14 protein-coding genes are annotated in these 18,341 nt (G+C 38.9%); 8 read left to right on the forward strand and 6 right to left on the reverse strand.

Annotated elements, in window-relative coordinates:
* Nucleotides 1-55: 55 nt before the first annotated feature.
* Nucleotides 56-661, reverse strand: coding sequence for a TIGR04211 family SH3 domain-containing protein (locus GQR39_RS01950; RefSeq protein ID WP_007584830.1), 606 nt, complete (start codon nucleotides 659-661; stop codon nucleotides 56-58).
* Nucleotides 662-955: 294 nt separating this feature from the next.
* Between GQR39_RS01950 and GQR39_RS01955 the strand changes: the two genes are divergently transcribed.
* From GQR39_RS01955 to GQR39_RS01970, 4 genes are all read left to right on the forward strand, one after another.
* A complete protein-coding gene (locus GQR39_RS01955) occupies nucleotides 956-2,479 on the forward strand; it encodes a CYTH and CHAD domain-containing protein (protein WP_165734687.1) in 1,524 nt (507 codons plus the stop codon).
* Nucleotides 2,480-2,710 (forward strand): hypothetical protein, encoded by a 231-nt coding sequence (locus tag GQR39_RS01960; RefSeq protein ID WP_007584834.1) that lies wholly within the window; start codon nucleotides 2,480-2,482, stop codon nucleotides 2,708-2,710.
* A 192-nt stretch (nucleotides 2,711-2,902) separates the two neighbouring features.
* Nucleotides 2,903-3,712 (forward strand): phosphate/phosphite/phosphonate ABC transporter substrate-binding protein, encoded by an 810-nt coding sequence (locus GQR39_RS01965; RefSeq protein ID WP_165734688.1) that lies wholly within the window; start codon nucleotides 2,903-2,905, stop codon nucleotides 3,710-3,712.
* On the forward strand, nucleotides 3,699-5,930 hold the full coding sequence (locus GQR39_RS01970; RefSeq protein ID WP_165734689.1) for an ATP-binding protein: 2,232 nt from the start codon (nucleotides 3,699-3,701) through the stop codon (nucleotides 5,928-5,930). The genes GQR39_RS01965 and GQR39_RS01970 overlap by 14 nt, the downstream gene beginning before the upstream one ends.
* Nucleotides 5,931-5,969: 39 nt before the next feature.
* Here GQR39_RS01970 and GQR39_RS01975 read toward each other — a convergent pair whose 3' ends face one another.
* Nucleotides 5,970-7,487, reverse strand: coding sequence for a carboxypeptidase (locus GQR39_RS01975; RefSeq protein WP_165721271.1), 1,518 nt, complete (start codon nucleotides 7,485-7,487; stop codon nucleotides 5,970-5,972).
* 365 nt (nucleotides 7,488-7,852) lie between these two features.
* Here GQR39_RS01975 and GQR39_RS01980 point away from each other — a divergent pair, with 365 nt between their 5' ends.
* From GQR39_RS01980 to mrcB, 4 genes are all read left to right on the forward strand, one after another.
* A complete protein-coding gene (locus GQR39_RS01980) occupies nucleotides 7,853-9,076 on the forward strand; it encodes a diguanylate cyclase (RefSeq protein ID WP_007584842.1) in 1,224 nt (407 codons plus the stop codon).
* Between the two features lie 220 nt (nucleotides 9,077-9,296).
* On the forward strand, nucleotides 9,297-9,635 hold the full coding sequence (locus tag GQR39_RS01985; protein ID WP_004587162.1) for a P-II family nitrogen regulator: 339 nt from the start codon (nucleotides 9,297-9,299) through the stop codon (nucleotides 9,633-9,635).
* Between the two features lie 9 nt (nucleotides 9,636-9,644).
* On the forward strand, nucleotides 9,645-10,874 hold the full coding sequence (locus tag GQR39_RS01990; RefSeq protein WP_010555509.1) for an ammonium transporter: 1,230 nt from the start codon (nucleotides 9,645-9,647) through the stop codon (nucleotides 10,872-10,874).
* 150 nt (nucleotides 10,875-11,024) lie between these two features.
* Nucleotides 11,025-13,367 carry a penicillin-binding protein 1B gene (gene mrcB / locus GQR39_RS01995; protein WP_165721272.1) on the forward strand — a complete coding sequence of 781 codons (2,343 nt, stop codon included), beginning with the start codon at nucleotides 11,025-11,027 and terminating at the stop codon, nucleotides 13,365-13,367.
* A 65-nt stretch (nucleotides 13,368-13,432) separates the two neighbouring features.
* Here the strand turns inward: mrcB and GQR39_RS02000 are convergent, their stop codons facing one another.
* The 4 genes from GQR39_RS02000 to GQR39_RS02015 all read right to left on the reverse strand — a co-directional run bounded on the left by GQR39_RS02000 (nucleotide 13,433) and on the right by GQR39_RS02015 (nucleotide 18,332).
* Nucleotides 13,433-15,274, reverse strand: a complete 1,842-nt coding sequence (locus tag GQR39_RS02000; RefSeq protein WP_165734690.1) for a methyl-accepting chemotaxis protein — start codon at nucleotides 15,272-15,274, stop codon at nucleotides 13,433-13,435.
* Nucleotides 15,275-15,452: 178 nt separating this feature from the next.
* Nucleotides 15,453-16,733: a glutamate-1-semialdehyde 2,1-aminomutase gene (gene hemL / locus GQR39_RS02005; RefSeq protein ID WP_024589288.1), complete on the reverse strand. Its 1,281-nt coding sequence runs from the start codon at nucleotides 16,731-16,733 to the stop codon at nucleotides 15,453-15,455.
* A gap of 33 nt (nucleotides 16,734-16,766) precedes the next feature.
* Complete coding sequence (locus tag GQR39_RS02010; RefSeq protein WP_007584862.1) at nucleotides 16,767-17,783, reverse strand: aspartate carbamoyltransferase; 1,017 nt, start codon at nucleotides 17,781-17,783, stop codon at nucleotides 16,767-16,769.
* 114 nt (nucleotides 17,784-17,897) lie between these two features.
* The gene (locus tag GQR39_RS02015; RefSeq protein WP_007584864.1) at nucleotides 17,898-18,332 is read right to left on the reverse strand and encodes a CopD family protein; all 435 of its coding nucleotides are present in this window, start codon (nucleotides 18,330-18,332) and stop codon (nucleotides 17,898-17,900) included.
* Nucleotides 18,333-18,341 lie beyond the last annotated feature (9 nt).

Here is an 18,341-nt window from a genome sequence, read left to right on the forward strand (position 1 = left end):
TTAACTGATCGGTGTTAGCTATAAAGCGGCTTTTTGTATTCTATAGAAAGGAAGGTTATGCCCAACCTTCATAGCGTTTACGACGCGACAACACTATCGTTAATATAATACCTAAAAACAGGCCTAAAAACGCAATAGCACCACCGTAAGTAAGTAGCTGACGTTTCTCTTTTGAGCTAGCAGCTTCTTTTTGGGTGCGCTCTTGTTCTAGCGTCGTTTTAAGCTTAGTAATTTGGGCCGATAACTGCAGGTTTTGATCAGTTAAAGTTTGGTTTTGCTCTTGTAGCTGCGGAAGTTCTATTTGAGCTTGGCGCAGGTTTTCTTGCATAGTGCTCATTTCGCTACTTAGTGTTTTGTACTGTTGGTGTAAACCTGCCGTTTTGGTAACAAACTTAGTTTCTATCCAACCTTCGCGGTCTTTATCATCTTTAATTTTTATAAAGCCGTTTTCTTCAGCAGATAACAAGGTTAACTTTGTTCCAGCATCTACAGAGCCGAGTAGTCGATAATTCTTACTCGCACCAGAGCGCATAAAAGTATATAAATTATCGATAATATAAGCGGTGTTTGCATTAGTTGAATTTGCAGGTTTTGCTTCTTCTGCATAACTCATAAATGTGGTGGCTGTTAAAAGTAGCCCTAATAAACAATGTTTTAGCATTTATCTACCTTGTTGATCTAACTGCGTCCGTTATGAACGTGATTTTTATTTCACATAAGTAGTTAGATAGTATGGATTAAATAGCTCAATAGCAAGACTGATATTGTAACCCAGTAGCAGTTACCTAGCCCACTAGGTTACAAACCTCGCCCCGCGATTAAATTGCCTCTAGATAGAACGAATTTTAATCCACAAAGGTCAACAGGCACTAAAATAAGGCTAAAAAATTTGCATTGTTAGTGTGCTTTGTTTATTTTGAGCACTTATTTATTTTAAAGGTAATCCGCAAACCGAATGGATACTGAGATAGAACTGAAATTTTTGGTATCAGATGCCGTTATTCCACTGATCCCCTCGTTAATTACTCAATTTGCAAAAACGGTGAAGAATAAACCGTCACGCAGCTTACAAAATGCATACTACGACACGCCAAGCCGAGAGCTTAGAGCGCTTGACATAGGCTTTAGAACTCGCTGTTCTGACAGCGAATGCGAGCAAACTATAAAGCTTGCAGGTGAAGTTGTAGGTGGTTTACACCAACGTCCAGAGTACAATTTACCAATTGAATCAAGTCGCCCTAATTTAATGGCGTTTGATGCTGATATTTGGCCTCATGGCATGCAAATAAGCGCAATCTCAAAAAACTTGTATCCAATATTTAGTACTAACTTTATTCGTCGTACTTGGTTAATTGAAACCGAAAGTGGCGCTAAAATTGAAGTTGTACTCGATAAAGGTGAAATTGCGGCTTCGGGTAAAATTGAAATTATTAGCGAGCTTGAAATTGAGCTTGTTGAGGGCAGTCGTAATGAGTTGTTTGCGTTTGCAGATGTACTGGTTAGCCAGAACTGTATCCGTTTAGGATTATACTCTAAGGCCGCGCGTGGTTATCGCCTTGCAGATGAAAAACCTTTAACACCAAGCAAATCTATTGGTTTTGTTCAATTACCAAAGTCGACTACCCAAGAGCGTGCTTTAGTTGAAGCCATGAACTTTGGCATTCGCTTTGTGCAAAAGCATGAGCAATGCTATTTCGATAAGCCAAGTTTAAAAACGCTTAAACGCGTAACTGACGGCATTAGCCTAATACGCCATACTTTTTGGCTGTACGACGATATAGTATCCAAAGAAAGTACAGAACATTTACGTACAGAGCTTAAATGGTTATTAAGCGAATTAGCGTGGGTAGAAAACGCGATTCAATTAAAAACGTACACGTCTAAACGCCATGCTTTTTATAAAAAAATTAATGCTGCTCCAGCACTTACTCAAGTCGTTGGTGATTTAAAAGAGTTACAGCCAAGCATTGACGATATAAATGCACTGTTTCATAGCGCGCGTTATAATCGTTTATTACTGTCGTTAACTACGTGGTTAATTGATAAACAGTGGCGTAAAGATTGGGGGCAAATAGAGCTTCAAGCGGCTGAGCAAAACGTGTCGTCCATTGCGAGTAGGCTTTTTAATAAAGACTGGAAAAATCTACACGAATTACTCCCTAAAGAACAAACACTCGATGTCGCTTCGTATTTAAACCTGCGCACTCAACTTGAAAATAGTTTACTGAGCGGTAACTGCCTAGGATCGTTATTTGATAAAGAAGAACGCCTAGAGTTTAGATTGCCTTGGCTTGATATTTCTCATGGTATTTATGAGTTAAGTACGCTTGAGTATTTAAAGCAGTTATGTGCTGGGCAAGAAGACGAACAGCTTGCTAAAATCCAGTCATGGCTTGAACAAAAGTCTGAATATCTGGTTAGTGCGATGGAGCAAAGTCGCCTTGCTTCATTTGACATAGAACCTTACTGGCAAAAATAAATGATGCGCTTTTGTAATGAAATTCAGTTACAAAAGTGCTTATTCGTTATTCTTTTATTAGTTAGTTTTAACACTTACGCTGAGCCAACATGGCATTTGTATAAAAACAAAAATGGCGTAAGTGTGTATTATCAAAGCCACAGTGATAATATTTTTGAAGTAAAAGCGCAGATGAGCAAAATACCAACCAGCTTTGCCTCATGGATCAATCCCTACTTGGCTAAGCAATAAAGCCGGCCTAAAAAGTACTTACAACATCTTTATTAATTTACATCATATGCTCACACATAAAAATACACTCCAAAACGACCTGTAATCAAAGTAGGTCAGTGCTAAATATCGAATATATAATAATTTTATGGTGTGTTGGGTAGTCTTTAACTACGCTTAAGCAATAATGACACGCTATTATTTGGAGAATTGATGAAGTATTTAGTGGCTATATTATGTTTGATGCACAGTTCACTCTTATTGGCTCAAGAATATACTTTTGGTGTAGTGCCGCAATATGAGCCGCAAAAGCTAAATGCTATTTGGCAACCTTTGTTAAAGCAAGTAAGTAAGCAAACAGGGGTATCAATAAAGCTAATTACAGTTGAGTCTATTCCGGTATTTGAAAAAGCCTTTGCTAATGGCGAATACGACTTTGCATACATGAATCCATGGCACAGTGTTGTAGCATATGAAAAGCAGGGATATTTGCCACTAATAAAAGATGCAGGGCGAAAGCTGCAAGGTATTTTGCTCGTAAACAAAGACAGTAATATTGATAATTTAAGCCAACTAGAGGGCGCCGAAATAGCATTCCCTGCACCTAATGCATTAGGTGCGTCATTATTAATGAGAGCCGACTTAGCGTTGTTGTATGGGCTAACAATAAAGCCTGTATATGTACAAACCCACCCTTCGGTATATTTAAATGTAGCACTGCATTCAACAATGGCGGGCGGTGGTGTAATGGGCACATTTAAACAACAACCAGAAAGCTTACAAAATAAGCTTAAAATTCTCTATAAAACGCGTGAAATTAGTCGCCATCCAATTGTAGCCCATCCAAGGGTTGATCCTGCAATACAGTTAAAAGTGCAACAAGCTATTTTAGATATTGGGCAAAGCCCAGAGCATAAACATTTACTTGCAGGTATCCCAATTATTAAACCTAGTATTGCAACTTTAGCAGAGTATCAGCAGTTAACTCAGTGGGGCTTGCGCTCATTTTATGTTGAAAATTAGAGGGTTTCGTAGTCTAAGGGCACAAAGCTTTATTGTTGTATTGCTTTGTGGCTTGCTTATGGCCTGTCTTTTTATGTTTTACGCCTTACCTGAGCAAGCGCGTTGGGTAAACGATGGGCTTTCAAAGGCTGCTCAGCGTTCTTTAGCGCAGTTATCGACTTCTATAACGACTCCGTTGTTAACTAGGCAGTATGCAGAGCTGTATGAAGAAATAGACAGCCAACTCCAAACTCGCCCTAATTGGAAAAGTATTAAAATTGTTAATGTGGATTCAAATAACCAATTATACCCGCTTGAAAACTGGGTTGGAGCAAATGAAAACGGTGACATGTTGTTATCTCAGCAGGTGGTGTTTTTAGATAAACCGCTGGCTAATATTAGCTTGGTTGTTAATTTTACGAATGAAATAAACGAATCTTCAAAACTTCATTACACCCTAATATATATACAATTTATTATTTTAGTTATCGTTTTTATAGGTTTAGCTTGGCTGGTGGATTACAGGGTTACGTCGCCTTTAAGGACTTTAAAACAGGGGTTTTCACGTTTAGCCAAAGGTGACTTTGATTGCCATATAGATAAACAACAACAAAATGAAGTAGGCAGCGTAATAAGTGCATTTAATAACATGGTTGATGAGGTTGCTAATAACCATCAAAAATTAAATGTATTACGAATTCAGGCAGAGTCAGCAAGTAAAGCAAAGTCAGATTTTATGGCCAGTATGAGCCACGAATTAAGAACCCCATTAAATGCAATTTTAGGCTTAGCCCAGCTGTATGGATATGATGAGAGTGCTAATAAAGTACAAAAAGAAAACGCGAAAAGCATTTATCAAGCTGGAGAACATTTACTATTACTTATAGACGATGTACTTGATTTAACGGCTATTGAGTCGGGTAATATGCAGTTTAGTTTTTCTTATGTGCCTATTAAAAGCATATTAGAGGAGTCAGTAGAGCTCGTCACTGAGCTTATTAAAGGGCAATCAATAACACTGCATACCCAAGGTTTCGAGTCCTTAGAAGGGTTGAGTATTTACATTGATCAGCGCCGCTTTAAACAAGTGATGCTTAACTTGCTTTCAAATGCGATTAAATACAACAAAGCAAATGGCAGCATTAATATAAATTGCCGGGTGTTAAGTAATAAACAATGCGAAATAGATGTAACAGACACCGGATGTGGATTTGCTCCAGATGACATTTCTCGCTTATTTAAACCTTTTGACCGTTTAGGAGCTGAAACCAGTAAAGTGAACGGTACGGGTATTGGTTTAGTGATAACTAAGCAGCTGGTAGAGCGTATGCAGGGTTCTTTAAGCGCGCAAAGTGAGCAGCACAAAGGTTCTTGTTTTACACTAAACTTTAACAGCTTTGATCAAACTGACTTGCCAGCACAAGTGCAAGTACCTCAAATAATACAGCAAAGCTTAAATGCGGTAACTCTTCCTACGCTTGAGGTTTTAGTAGCAGAGGATCAGGTTACAAACCAGCAAGTATTAAGGCAGCAATTAACCATGCTTGGAGTGTGTTCTACTTTTGTAAGTAATGGGGAACAAGCTTGGGAAACTCTGCAAAATAAGCACTTTGATATTTTACTAACCGATATTCAAATGCCTTTACTCGATGGGTTAGGGTTAGCCAAAAAAATACGCGAAAACACTCATTTTGATAAACTTATTATAATTGCAATTACGGCCAACATTACCAAAAACAATATAGATAATTGTTATGATTGTGGAATGAACGGCTTTTTAACCAAGCCCATTGAGCTTGTTAAATTAAAATCGCTGTTGATGGAACACTCTCAAACAATGGTTAGTACATGTTCAGATAAATCTGATAGTGAAAATATAGCTTCAGATAGTTTTGATCAACTAGATATCACGTTATTAAAAGCAATGCTTGGTGATGATCCTACTGTGCACTGCATGGTGTTTAATGCGTTTTTACAAACGGCAGGGGAGCAAATTAAATTAGCTAATGCGTATGCTAAGAGTAAAAATTATGTTGATTTGGCTTTTCAGGCCCATGCCTTAAAGTCGTCGTCAAAATCGGTAGGGGCTATTAAACTGGCTGATATATGCCAGCAGATCGAAACGTATGCAGAAAATGAATCTATTGATAACAATGAAATGCAAAGTCTCGAGACCTGCTTCAACGATGTAGTAACGCAACTTAAAAGCTATTGTTTACGATATGAAAAACGCACATAAAAAATGGCTCATAAAGAGCCATTTTATGTTTAAAATATTTTAGTATTTAGCCGCTTCCCCTTTCTTAGGTAAAGCGTCCTGTATAAAGTCACGTAAATCGTTATTAGAGCTTTCTAAGTCAGCGTGGCGAAGGTACATCATATGCCCACTTCTGTAGCCTTTAAAGCTCAAACGGTCTTTCATTTTACCGCTTGGGTCTAATTGCCATAACGTATATTTAGCGTCAAAGTAATTGGTTGCACCATCAAAGTATCCTGATTGAATCATCACGTTTAAGTAAGGGTTTTGCGCCATTGCTAAACGTAGATTTTCGCCCGTATTATTACCGGTTCTATCCCATGGGTGAACATTACCAAATAAATTATATTTTACATCTGTTTTATAGTTTAGCTCTTCACGTAAGTAGTGATTAATTGCAGGAGTGAAAGAGTGTAACCAAGAGGTAAGTTCAGCCCAGTAGTCTGGGGATTCACCTGCGCCTCGTTTATCTATTCCTAAATAACGAGAATCTAAGCGACCCACCGTTTGACCACGTTCACGTAGTAGCTCTTTCCAGAAAAATTGAGTTGGAATATCCAAGTTATTTTGTTCAACAAACTTTTCTGATAAGCCTGCGTAGTGTGCCATTTTTGTAATAATTCGACGTTTTTCTTCAGCATTAATAAGGCCACCCTTAACAAGCGCTGGGATTAACTCGTTTACAGTAAACTCTTCAACTTCAGGTAATAACTCATCTAGATCTTTAGCTTGTAAATCGGCTTTAAGTGCTTTGTGATACCAAGCAGTCGCTGCAAAGTAAGGTAGGCGGTTAGCGGCTTTAATCGGGCCGTCGCGCTTAATACCAATATCAGTAGGTGATACGAGAACAACACCGTTTATGTACATCCATTGACTATTTTGAAGCTCATGAGCAAGACCCGATACACGTGTTGTACCGTAGCTTTCACCAATTAAAAATTTAGGCGATCGCCAGCGCTCAGCTCTATTTACAAAAGTATTTAACCACTCAGCAAGGTATTTAATATCGGCATTAACACCAAAAAATAGCTCTTTTTGTTTTGCTTTAGAAGGAAGTTCGCCTTTTTCGTTTTCAAGTACGCGAGAGTAGCCTGTATTTACAGGGTTTACGTAAACAATATCGGCAATATCAAGTACAGAATATGGGTTGTCTTTTACGCCATAAGGTTGAATTGGATAGCCTTCGTCATCAATTTTTAATACGCGAGGACCAGTATAAGCAAGGTGCATCCATACAGAAGCCGAACCTGGCCCGCCATTAAATGAAATAAGTAATGGGCGAGTTGTCCTGTCGTCAACTTTGTCGCGTGTGTAGTAGGTGTATTGCAATGTCGCAACCGCATCGCCTTTATCATCCCATACAGGTTGTGTGCCTGTGGCAACGGTGTAATTAAAGCGTTGACCGTTGATTTTAGCTTTATGTTGAGTAACAACTTTGCTGTCTACATCAATACGACGTTGGTTATCGGCAAGCGTGCTTGTACTGATTATTAATGCAATAACGGTTATCGGTAAACTGATAATACGACTAAGCTTCATTAGGTGTCCTTATTATTGTTGATACACCATTAAAGACATTAATGAGTTAAATAACAAAAGTATTGAGACTAGTGGCCGATAATACTAGTTAAGTAAGTGATTAATACACTTGTAGATTCGTATTAATCACTTCTATAGTTATTTTGGGTTGGGTTTCTTTATTTAGTTAATCACAGAATTCAGGTATATTGCGGGCCTACTTGTATTGGTTTTATATACAAGCTATCACCAAAAAAATCTAATGGATTACGCTTTCAAGCACATAAGTGCACTCTACACCGGATGTTTATGACTAATGCTATTGCAGTAATAGCGTTGTATTTGTCGTTTTGTTACAAAATTAATTAAAGGTAAAGAGAAGCTTTATGCAAAGAGTATTAGTGGTTGAAGACAGTAAAGTAGTGCAGCAGGTGCTTCGCCACTTAACTGCACAATACCTTGATGTAGCAATTGATTTTGCTTGGTCTTTAGCAGAATGCGCTACGTTCGTAGAAAAATACGACTATACGCTTGCGTTAGTTGATTTAACTTTGCCAGATGCTCCGCACGGTGAAGTTGCAAAATATACTTTATCTAAAAAAATTCCTACGGTTGTTTTAACCTCAAAAATAGATGAGTACAAGCGCCAACAAATGCTTGAATTGGGCGTAGTTGATTATGTTATTAAAGATAATCGCGATTCTTACCATTATGCCGTTAAGCTCGTTGCGCAATTACTCAGAAATCAAGGCTGTAAAGCACTAATAGCAGATGACTCATTACTAAGTCGCTCGTTAATGAAGCAAATGCTAGAAAAGCAATTGTTTGATGTAACAGATGCCCACGATGGACAACAAGCACTCGAAATATTAAAAGCTAACCCTGATATAAAGCTACTTATGACCGACTACGCTATGCCCTCTATGGATGGCTTTGAACTTGTCAAAGCGGTACGTAATTTTAGAGGCCGAGACGACTTAGCAATTATAGGCTTGTCGGGCGCGGGGAAGCATGGCCTATCAGCACGGTTTATTAAATACGGCGCCAATGACTTTTTAACAAAGCCATTTATGAATGAAGAGTTTCATTGTCGAGTACTTCAAACAATGGAGCAACTGTCGTTAATTTCAGATATTAAAGAAAGCGCACATAGGGATCACTTAACAGGGCTTCATAACCGACGCTACTTTTATCAATATGCAGAAAAGCTCCTTAAAAGTAAAAACCAGAAAAATACTTTGGCATTGCTTGATATCGATTTTTTCAAAAACATTAACGATACATTAGGCCATGAAGGCGGCGATCAGGCTTTAAAGCAGGTTGGTTCATTAATACGATCTACGTTTTCAAAGTTTACGGTTGCACGGGTTGGCGGAGAAGAGTTTGCCATAATATTACCTGAAATAGAGCTAGAACGTGGTCGTGAATACTTTGAAGCATTTAGGAAAAAGATGGCTAGTTACGATTTTTCTATTAGCGATAAATCAATTAAAATTACCACCAGTATAGGCTTGGCTGACTTTCAAGACACTAGTCTAACGCAGGCTATGCGTGTTGCTGACAAAGCATTATACGAAGCTAAAAACCAAGGCAGAAACTGCGTGGTATAACCCTTCTTAAACAAAGCTAGGTACGTGATAAATATATAGAGATATAGCACGCACCAATGTAGCTGACTTGTTAAATTAACGCACCTAATTGGTGCGTTTTTTTTAATCTTGAGTTTGTGTTTGTTACTAAGTAGCTGTTTTTAATTGATATAAAATAGTGGCACAAAGGTTGGATTGTTTAACTCAATAAGATAACAATAAAGAGTCCGAGGGGGCCGCTATGAAAATGATTAGTGCAATCATAAAACCATTTAAATTAGACGACGTGCGTGAAGCACTCGCTGATTTAGGAATTGAGGGGATGACAGTAGTTGATGTTAAAGGTTTTGGACGTCAACGAGGTCATACCGAGTTATATCGTGGTGCAGAATACCAAGTAGATTTTATTCCTAAGATCAAACTTGAAATTGCAACTCGTACTGAAAATTGTCAACGCGTTGTTGAAGCAATCACTAAAATTGCATCAACAGGTAAAATTGGTGACGGTAAAATTTTCGTGTACGACTTGGATCAAATTGTTCGTATCCGTACTGGCGAACTTGACGAAGAAGCAATTTAAGGGGGTCTCATGGAAAATACAATAATAGAACTAAAGTTTTCACTCGATACCTTCTATTTTTTAATATCAGGTATATTAGTAATGTGGATGGCAGCAGGTTTTGCCATGTTAGAGGCGGGCTTAGTTCGCTCTAAAAACACAGCTGAAATTTTAACTAAAAATGTCGCGCTATATTCAATTGCATGTACGATGTTTTTATTAGTTGGCTACAACATTATGTATGTAGACAATGCCGAAGGTGGTTTTATTCCTTCAATAGGCGCTTTAATTGGTACACAAGCTGCCGATGCTGACCATTCTTTAGAATCTGACTTTTTCTTCCAAGTAGTATTTGTTGCAACCGCTATGTCGATTGTATCGGGTGCTGTTGCTGAGCGTATGAAACTGTGGGCTTTCCTAGGTTTTGCTGTAGTACTAACTGGTTTTATTTACCCTATTGAAGGTTACTGGACATGGGGTGGTGGTTTCTTATCTGAAATGGGCTTTGTTGATTTTGCAGGTTCTGCAATTGTGCATGGCGCAGGTGCAGCCGCTGCACTAGCTGGTGTATTAATCCTAGGTGCTCGTAAAGGTAAATATGGTAAGAACGGTGAAATATACCCAATTCCAGGTTCAAACTTACCACTTGCTACACTAGGTACATTTATTTTATGGATGGGTTGGTTTGGCTTTAACGGTGGTTCTCAATTACTACTTTCGGATAAAGAAAACGCAACTGCAGTAGGCCAAATATTACTTAACACCAATGCAGCAGCTGCAATGGGTGCTATTGCAGCACTGTTTGTATGTAAAGTACTTTGGGGTAAATCAGATTTAACAATGGTCTTAAATGGTGCATTAGCTGGCTTAGTTGTTATAACAGCAGACCCTCTATCTCCATCACCATTAATGGCATGTCTACTTGGTCTACTTGGTGGTGCACTTGTTATATTTAGTATCATAGCACTTGATAAAGTTAAGATTGACGATCCAGTGGGTGCTATCTCTGTTCATGGTACGTGTGGCGCATTAGGTATTATGTTAGTACCGCTAACCAATGGTGACGCAAGCTTTGTTAATCAGTTAACGGGTCTAGTATGTATTCTTGCCTTTGTATTTGTAGCATCATTTATTGTTTGGACTGTGCTTAACAAAACAATGGGTATACGAGTAACCGAAGAAGAAGAACTAAACGGTATGGATCAACACGATTGTGGTATTGAAGCCTACCCAGAGTTTGTTTCTGTTCGAAATAGCTAATAGTTTATTTAAATAATAGTGTGTTTACACAAAGCCCTACTTCGGTAGGGCTTTTTTTGTTTCAGGGGGGGTTAACTTTTCGGATGTTAGGATATATCCAATATGCTAAGCTCACACTCGTGAATAACCCTTGGAATAAATTACACTTAAATGGCCGACAATAAAAAAACACCTACCAGTAAACCTGCAGCTAAACGTGCAAGTAAATCGTCAAGCACAACAAAAAAAAGCACCTCAAAGGGCAGTAAAAAAACAGTGCAAACCACTGTTAAACGCTCTTTTATGAGAAAAACATGGTCAGTGTTTTGGAAACTAAGCTTGGCTGTTTTTATTGCAATGGCAATGTACTTCATTTATTTAGATTCAAAAACAACGCGTATATTTGAAGGTAATAAATGGCAACTTCCAGCGCAAGTGTATGCTCGTTCTATGGAGTTTTATCCGGGACAATTTTTATCAAGCCAGGAAGTAGTGTTTGAGCTAGAGCGTTTAAATTATTCATCGGTTAATAGATTAAGCCGCACAGGGCAGTTTGTTAAAACAGCAGATAGCATCAAGATTTATCGTCGTGATTTTGAATTTTATGATGGCCTTGAAGAATCACATATTATTGAACTTCGCTTTGCAGGGCAAAAAGTTGCGACCATTAAAGATAAATTTGGCAGGCGTTTAAATTCTGCTCGTCTAGAGCCTGTGCAAATAGCGCGTATTGGTAATGACTCTAAACAAGATAGAGAATTTGTACCACTAGATAAGTTTCCAGCAATGCTAAAAGATACGCTATTGGTGGTTGAAGACCGTGATTTTTACGAACATCATGGTGTATCAGTGTTTTCTATTTTACGCGCGCTTTATTCTAATATTAAAGCGGGGCGCACCGTTCAAGGTGGTAGTACGCTTACTCAGCAGTTAGCTAAAAATATTTACCTAACACGTGAGCGCTCTTTAGTACGAAAAATAAATGAGGCCTTTATTGCCCTTATTTTAGATTATCGTTATTCAAAAGATCAGATATTAGAAGCTTACTTAAATGAAGTATACCTAGGGCAGTCATACAACCAAGGTGTGCACGGTATGGGGCTTGCTGCTGACTTTTACTTTTCAAAGCCGGTAGATGAGCTTGAGTACGATCAAATTGCTTTGCTGGTGGCAATGGTTAAAGGTCCATCTTATTACAATCCACGTCGCTATAAAGAGCGCACAATGGAGCGCCGAGACTTAGTGCTTCGCCTTATGGTTGAAAACAAGCTACTTAGCACAAAAGAGTACCGTGCATCGCTTAATCGCCCAATTGATATTGCGCCAATGAAAGCGAGTTTACAAAAATCATATCCAGGCTATTTAGAGTTAGTAAACAGAGAACTAAATGAATTATTGCCAGATCAGCAAACACTTGATGCAGGCGTAAGAGTATTTACTTATTTTGACTTACAAAAGCAAACAGCAATGGAAGAGTCTATTGAAAAGAGCTTACCGTACCTGGAAAATCGTCCTAGAACCGAAAAACTAGAAGCAGCCATGATCTCTGTTAATGTAGAAAAGGGCGGTGTATCTGCACTTGTTGCAGGGCGCGATGTTCGTTATTCAGGGTTTAACCGTGTTTTAGATACAAAGCGTAATATTGGCTCGCTGGTAAAACCGGCTGTGTATTTAAGCGCATTGCAATTACCACATTATAATTTAGCTACTTTGCTTGATGACTCGCCAGTACAGGTTACAAATGAGCAGGGAAAAGTGTGGCAACCAGAAAATTTTGATCATAAATACCGTGGAGCAATCCCTCTTTATAAAGCATTTAGCAACAGTATTAATATTCCAGCGGTTAATTTAGGCCTCGATGTAGGTGTTGATAAAGTCGCGAAAACACTAAAAGGATTAGGCGCTAAAGGGGCGATAAACGAATACCCATCGTTGCTTTTAGGGGCTGTTGAAATGTCGAGTTTTGAAGTTGCTCAGCTTTATACGACAATTGCTGCAGATGGCGAATATAAAAAGCTCACTGCAATTTCGGCATTAACTGACTCGGTTGGTAAAGTACTTTATAAGCATAAAGTAAATGCAGAGCCTCGTTTTGATAAATCTGCAATGTATATGACTAAATACGCGATGAAACGCGTAACGAAAGACGGCACTGCTAAACGCTTAAATTTACACTTCCCATCAATCCAACTTGCAGGCAAAACTGGCACTAGTAACGATTTACGTGATAGTTGGTTTGCAGGCTTTGATCAAAATACAGTGACGGTAGCTTGGCTTGGTCGAGACGACAACAAAAGCACGGGTTTAACGGGCAGCGTAGGTGCATTAGAAGCATATATTCGCTACTTAAAGCCACTTAATCCACAAGCAATAGCCGATACGCGTCCGCCATCAATACGCTGGGCATTTGTAAATGAGCAAACGGGTAAGCAGGCACCACCAGGATGTGGCAAGGTGATTCAGCTACCACTTAGAGCGAGTGAGTTTGAGCCAAGACCACAATGTATTCGTTAATCTAAGACTACTTTAAACAACGAAGCCGCTTATTTAGCGGCTTTTTTGTGAGTTGTAGTTAACGCTTAAGATTTAAAAAACTGCATTGATTTGGTTAAATCATTAGATAAGCGACTTAGCTGCTGTGCATCTTGCAGCGTTGATTGAGCTGATGTTAGCGTTTGATCTGCTAAATTGCTCACCTCTTGCGAATCATTCAATGCCTGTGTTGTCGCATTTGACTGCTGTTTAACACGCTCTGCAATAACTTCACCTTGATGTTTAATGTCGCCCATACTTTGCTCTGCGCTTTGCAATACTTCATTGGTTTGATTGGCTGCTTTTACTGATTGCTCCATTTTTTCAACACTTGAGCGCATTTTTTGCTGAGTGTCGTCAGATGCTTGTTGTAAGGAGCTAATAATTTGATGTATTTCTTGGGTTTGTGTTTGTGTACGCTGAGCAAGAGTTCTTACTTCATCAGCTACAACGGCAAAGCCTCGACCATGTTCGCCAGCTCGTGCAGCTTCAATAGCGGCATTGAGTGCAAGCAAGTTTGTCTGATCGGCTATCTCACTAATACCTTTACTTACTTTGCTAATTTCTTGGCTATCTTGTGCTAGCTTATCGAGCGCTTGTTGGCTCTCTGCAAATTCAATTTGTAGATCTTGCATATATTTAGCAAGCTCCATTGTATTGTCTGAACCTTGCTTTACATGCACAGCAGCATCTTGCGCAGTAAGCGTTGCTTGATGCGCTGACTCTTCAACAGCAAGTGCGTTTTGAGCCATTTCGCTGAGTGCATTATAAATGGCATTTACTCGGATTTGCTGTTTTGAAACATCATTGCTTGTTTGGCTACTCGCATGTGATAGCGATTTAGTTGCGCCGCATAGCTCTTCTGTACTTGCTTTAACATCAAATAATAAATGTGAAAATGCATTAAGTAATGCATTGTAGCGCGATGCAATAATTCCCATTTCATCATTAGTACTCGAATCGATAGTGGCATTTAAGTCGCCATTCGCGGCTCTGTTAGCGGCATCAGCAAAGCGATTAATAGTATCAACAACTGCAAAATAAAAACCAATCATTAAATAAAATGCAAATAACAAACTAATCAATGAAGCGGCTAAAACAAGATTTCGAGTCCACTGTTGAGTTTGCAGTTTTGCTTCAATAAGGCTCTCAAGCGTTGGAATACTCTTACTAACAAGTTGATTAATACTCCTGTGAACATTGTTTGTTAGTTTAGTAAATTCTGATTGAGTTAATAAAATATCGTCTGGCTCAAGTAGTTTTTCATCTATCGCTTTTTTAAATGCGCCAACAGCACTGTGTAAATTATCTAACGAGGGCATGAGCGCTTTATTTACTGATTTATCTGCATTGGTGGCTACATTGAGTATTTTATCGAGTTGTTTTTCGTATAAAGGAAGTGACTTACTAAAATTTGAAAGTGCTATAAACGTATCTGGCGTAAAACGATTGCTTGCCAAAACAGTGTTTGCGCTTTGCGCTGTCGAGTTTATTTGCATTATAAGTGCAGGAATTGGCGTGACTAAAGAGCGGTTTACATAAGCACTAGCTAACTGGCTATCTAATGCTAAGTTAGACTGAATAGAAACAAGTTCAAGTACATCATTTGCTTGATCGTCTTTTATATCAAAACCGAGTGAGCGAGCAATTTTTATATTTTGATTTGCTTCCCCCTGCATTTGATTTGAGAGTATTGACCTGTAGCCTTTTAAACCTTGTTGCTGCATTTTTGAAACAGCGATACTTTCACTTAATAATGAGACTAAAAAAAACAAACTAAGTGCAAGAGGAACGAGTAAAATTCCAAACATTAAGCTGATTTTAGTTTTGTATTTTAAATTTGCCATTAGCTGGATAGCGGGAAAAGAAAATTGGCGTAATCCTGACATAAGGCTCTCTTGTATTTTTGTAATTAGGGTAAAGGTGAATAGACCTTGTTATGCTTAATTATCATTCATTTATAGTACTTTACAAATAAAAAAAGCCCTTTCGGGCTTTTTTCAATCTTTAGTCTTAATTACACACTGTAAAAACAAGCGCTTATAAAATATAAAAAGTAATTTTAACTTAAAGTTTAGCAAACGAGCGTTCTGCTGCCGCTATTGTTTCTTTTACTTCTTGCTCAGTATGCGCAGCACATACAAAACCAGCTTCAAATGCTGATGGAGCAAGGTACACACCTTCTTCAAGCATAAGGTGGAAAAAACGTTTGAAGCGCTCTAGGTCGCATTCAGTAGCTTGTTTGTATGTCGTTACTTTTTCAGCATCAGTAAAAAAGAATCCATACATGCCGCCAGCATAATTAGTTGTTAATGCAATGCCTGCTTTTTTAGCGCCAGCTTCAAAGCCTTCACAAATTGCTTTAGACGTTGCTTCTAACTTATCGTGTAGACCTGGCTCACATAATAGCTCAAGTGATTTTAAACCTGCAGCCATCGCAATAGGGTTACCAGAAAGAGTACCCGCTTGGTAAACAGGGCCCACAGGCGCAATGTAATCCATTATTTCTGTTTTACCACCAAACGCGCCAACAGGCATGCCGCCGCCAATGACTTTACCTAAACACGTAAGGTCTGGTTTAATGTTGTAATACGCTTGAGCGCCGCCAAGTGCAACACGAAAACCCGTCATTACTTCATCAAAAATAAGTACTGATTTATATTCGTCACACACATCACGCAAACCTTCTAAAAAGCCAGGTACTGGTGGAATGCAGTTCATGTTACCGGCTACTGGCTCTACAATAATACAGGCAATTTCGTCAGCGTATTTTGCAAAAATAGCTTTTACTTCATCTAGGTTATTAAACGACACAGTAAGTGTATGCTTAGCAAAGTCCTCAGGAATACCAGGAGAATTAGGTACGCCCATTGTTAGTGCACCAGAGCCTGCCTTAACTAATAACGAGTCAGCATGGCCGTGGTAACAACCTTCAAATTTTAAGATTTTATCGCGGCCGGTAAAGCCACGTGCTAAACGAATTGCACTCATTGTTGCTTCAGTGCCTGAGCTAACCATGCGTACTTTTTCGATTGATGGAACCAGCTCTTTTACTTTTTCAGCCATTAATATTTCGGCTTCAGTTGGCGCACCATAGCTAAGGCCATTTTCTACGGCTTCGTGCACGGCTTGTTTAATTGCAGGGTGGTTATGGCCCATGATCATAGGCCCCCAAGAGCCAACATAATCAATGTAACGATTACCGTCGGCATCAAATGTAAACGCGCCTTCTGCTTTTGTAATAAATAGCGGCGTACCGCCTACACCATTAAAAGCACGAACTGGCGAGTTTACGCCACCTGGAATAGAGGCTTGAGCGCGTTCAAATAAGTCTTGGCTAATTGTCATGAAAAATCCTATAAATTGTCACTTAAAGAGGGTTTAGCTGTCGCGTTTGCGGCTAAACCAAGGTACGTCCACTTCATACTTATCGACTTTATTTTCTACGCCGAGTGTTAAAGCAAACAGTGCCATACGAATTAATACGCCATTTTGTACTTGGCGGAATATTGCTAAATTGTCGTTACTGTTTAAGTCGTTATCAAGCTCGTTGGCTTCTAAGCGGCTATCACGTGGTAACGGATGCATTAATACAGAGTTAGGTTTGCAATGAGCGCTGTAAATAGATTGGCTAATTCTAAAACCGCCACGGTATTTATTTGCTTCTTCTTGTGAAGGAAAACGCTCTTCTTGAATACGTGTTTGGTAAACAATATCGGCTGCTAAATTACCTTCCATTTTGTTTACTAGCTCAATTTTGTGTCCCGCATTTTCTACGGCATCTAAAATGCTCGTTGGCATTTGTAGGCCATCAGGTGCGACCATCGAAAATTTTACGTTTTTATAATGGCACAATAGCTTTGATAGAGAATGCACTGTGCGACCATATTTTAAATCACCCACAAGCGCTATATGCATGCCATCAATATTTTGATCAAAACGGTGTAATTCACGCTCAATGGTTAATAAATCAAGTAATGCTTGAGTCGGGTGCTCATTTGGACCGTCGCCGCCATTAATAACTGGCACAGTACAGCCATCAGCAAATTCACTTACTGAGCCTGCGTCAGGGTGACGCATAGCAACAGCATCGGCGTAAGCTGAAATAACGCGCGCGGTATCGTAAAGTGATTCACCTTTTGCAAGCGCTGAGCTTTGCATACCTGTAGTTTCACGTACACCACCGCCTAGTAAGTTAAAGGCTGTACCAAAGCTAACTCGAGTACGAGTGCTTGGTTCAAAAAACAAATTAGCTAAAATAGCGCCTTTAAGCACTGTTGTTTGCTTTTGTTTTTTAGCATAAGGCTCCATTTTTTTAGCTACTGCAAAAATACGTTCAATACAGTCTCTGTCTAGCTGATTTACAGACAGTATATGTTCGCCTTGGAAACTTAACATGGGGTAATTCCTAATCAATCAAATGGGCGCGATAATCCATAAATGGAGCACGCAATCGCGCGTGTTATAGCAAGTATTGTAAATTGCAGCGCAGTTTAACATGCACCGAAACGCTTATAAATTAGGTTTTATTACCGCAAGTGCCACTATGATGAGCAGCGCAATAACAGGGAGCTCATTAAAAATACGGTAAAAGCGGTCTGTTTTAGTGTTTCGGTCATGTTTAAAGTCACTCAATAACTTAAAACAGTAGCCGTGGTATAGGTATAAAATAATTACCAGTACAAGTTTGTAATGTAGCCACATACTGTATTTAAACCAATCACGACCATATTCAACAATGGTTAATACACCAAATACAGCCGTTAAAACAGCAAATGGGGTTACGAAATAAAGTAGCCTGCGCTCCATAACTTTAAGCATAGAGTTACATGATCTTTCTTCGCTCATTGCGTGATATACAAATAATCGAGGCAAGTAAAAAATACCAGCAAACCACGCAATCATAAAAAATATGTGGAGTGTTTTATAAATCAATAATGCGCTCATAATAGTCCT

Source organism: Pseudoalteromonas sp. C8, from assembly GCF_011378685.1.
Taxonomy (GTDB): domain Bacteria; phylum Pseudomonadota; class Gammaproteobacteria; order Enterobacterales; family Alteromonadaceae; genus Pseudoalteromonas; species Pseudoalteromonas arctica.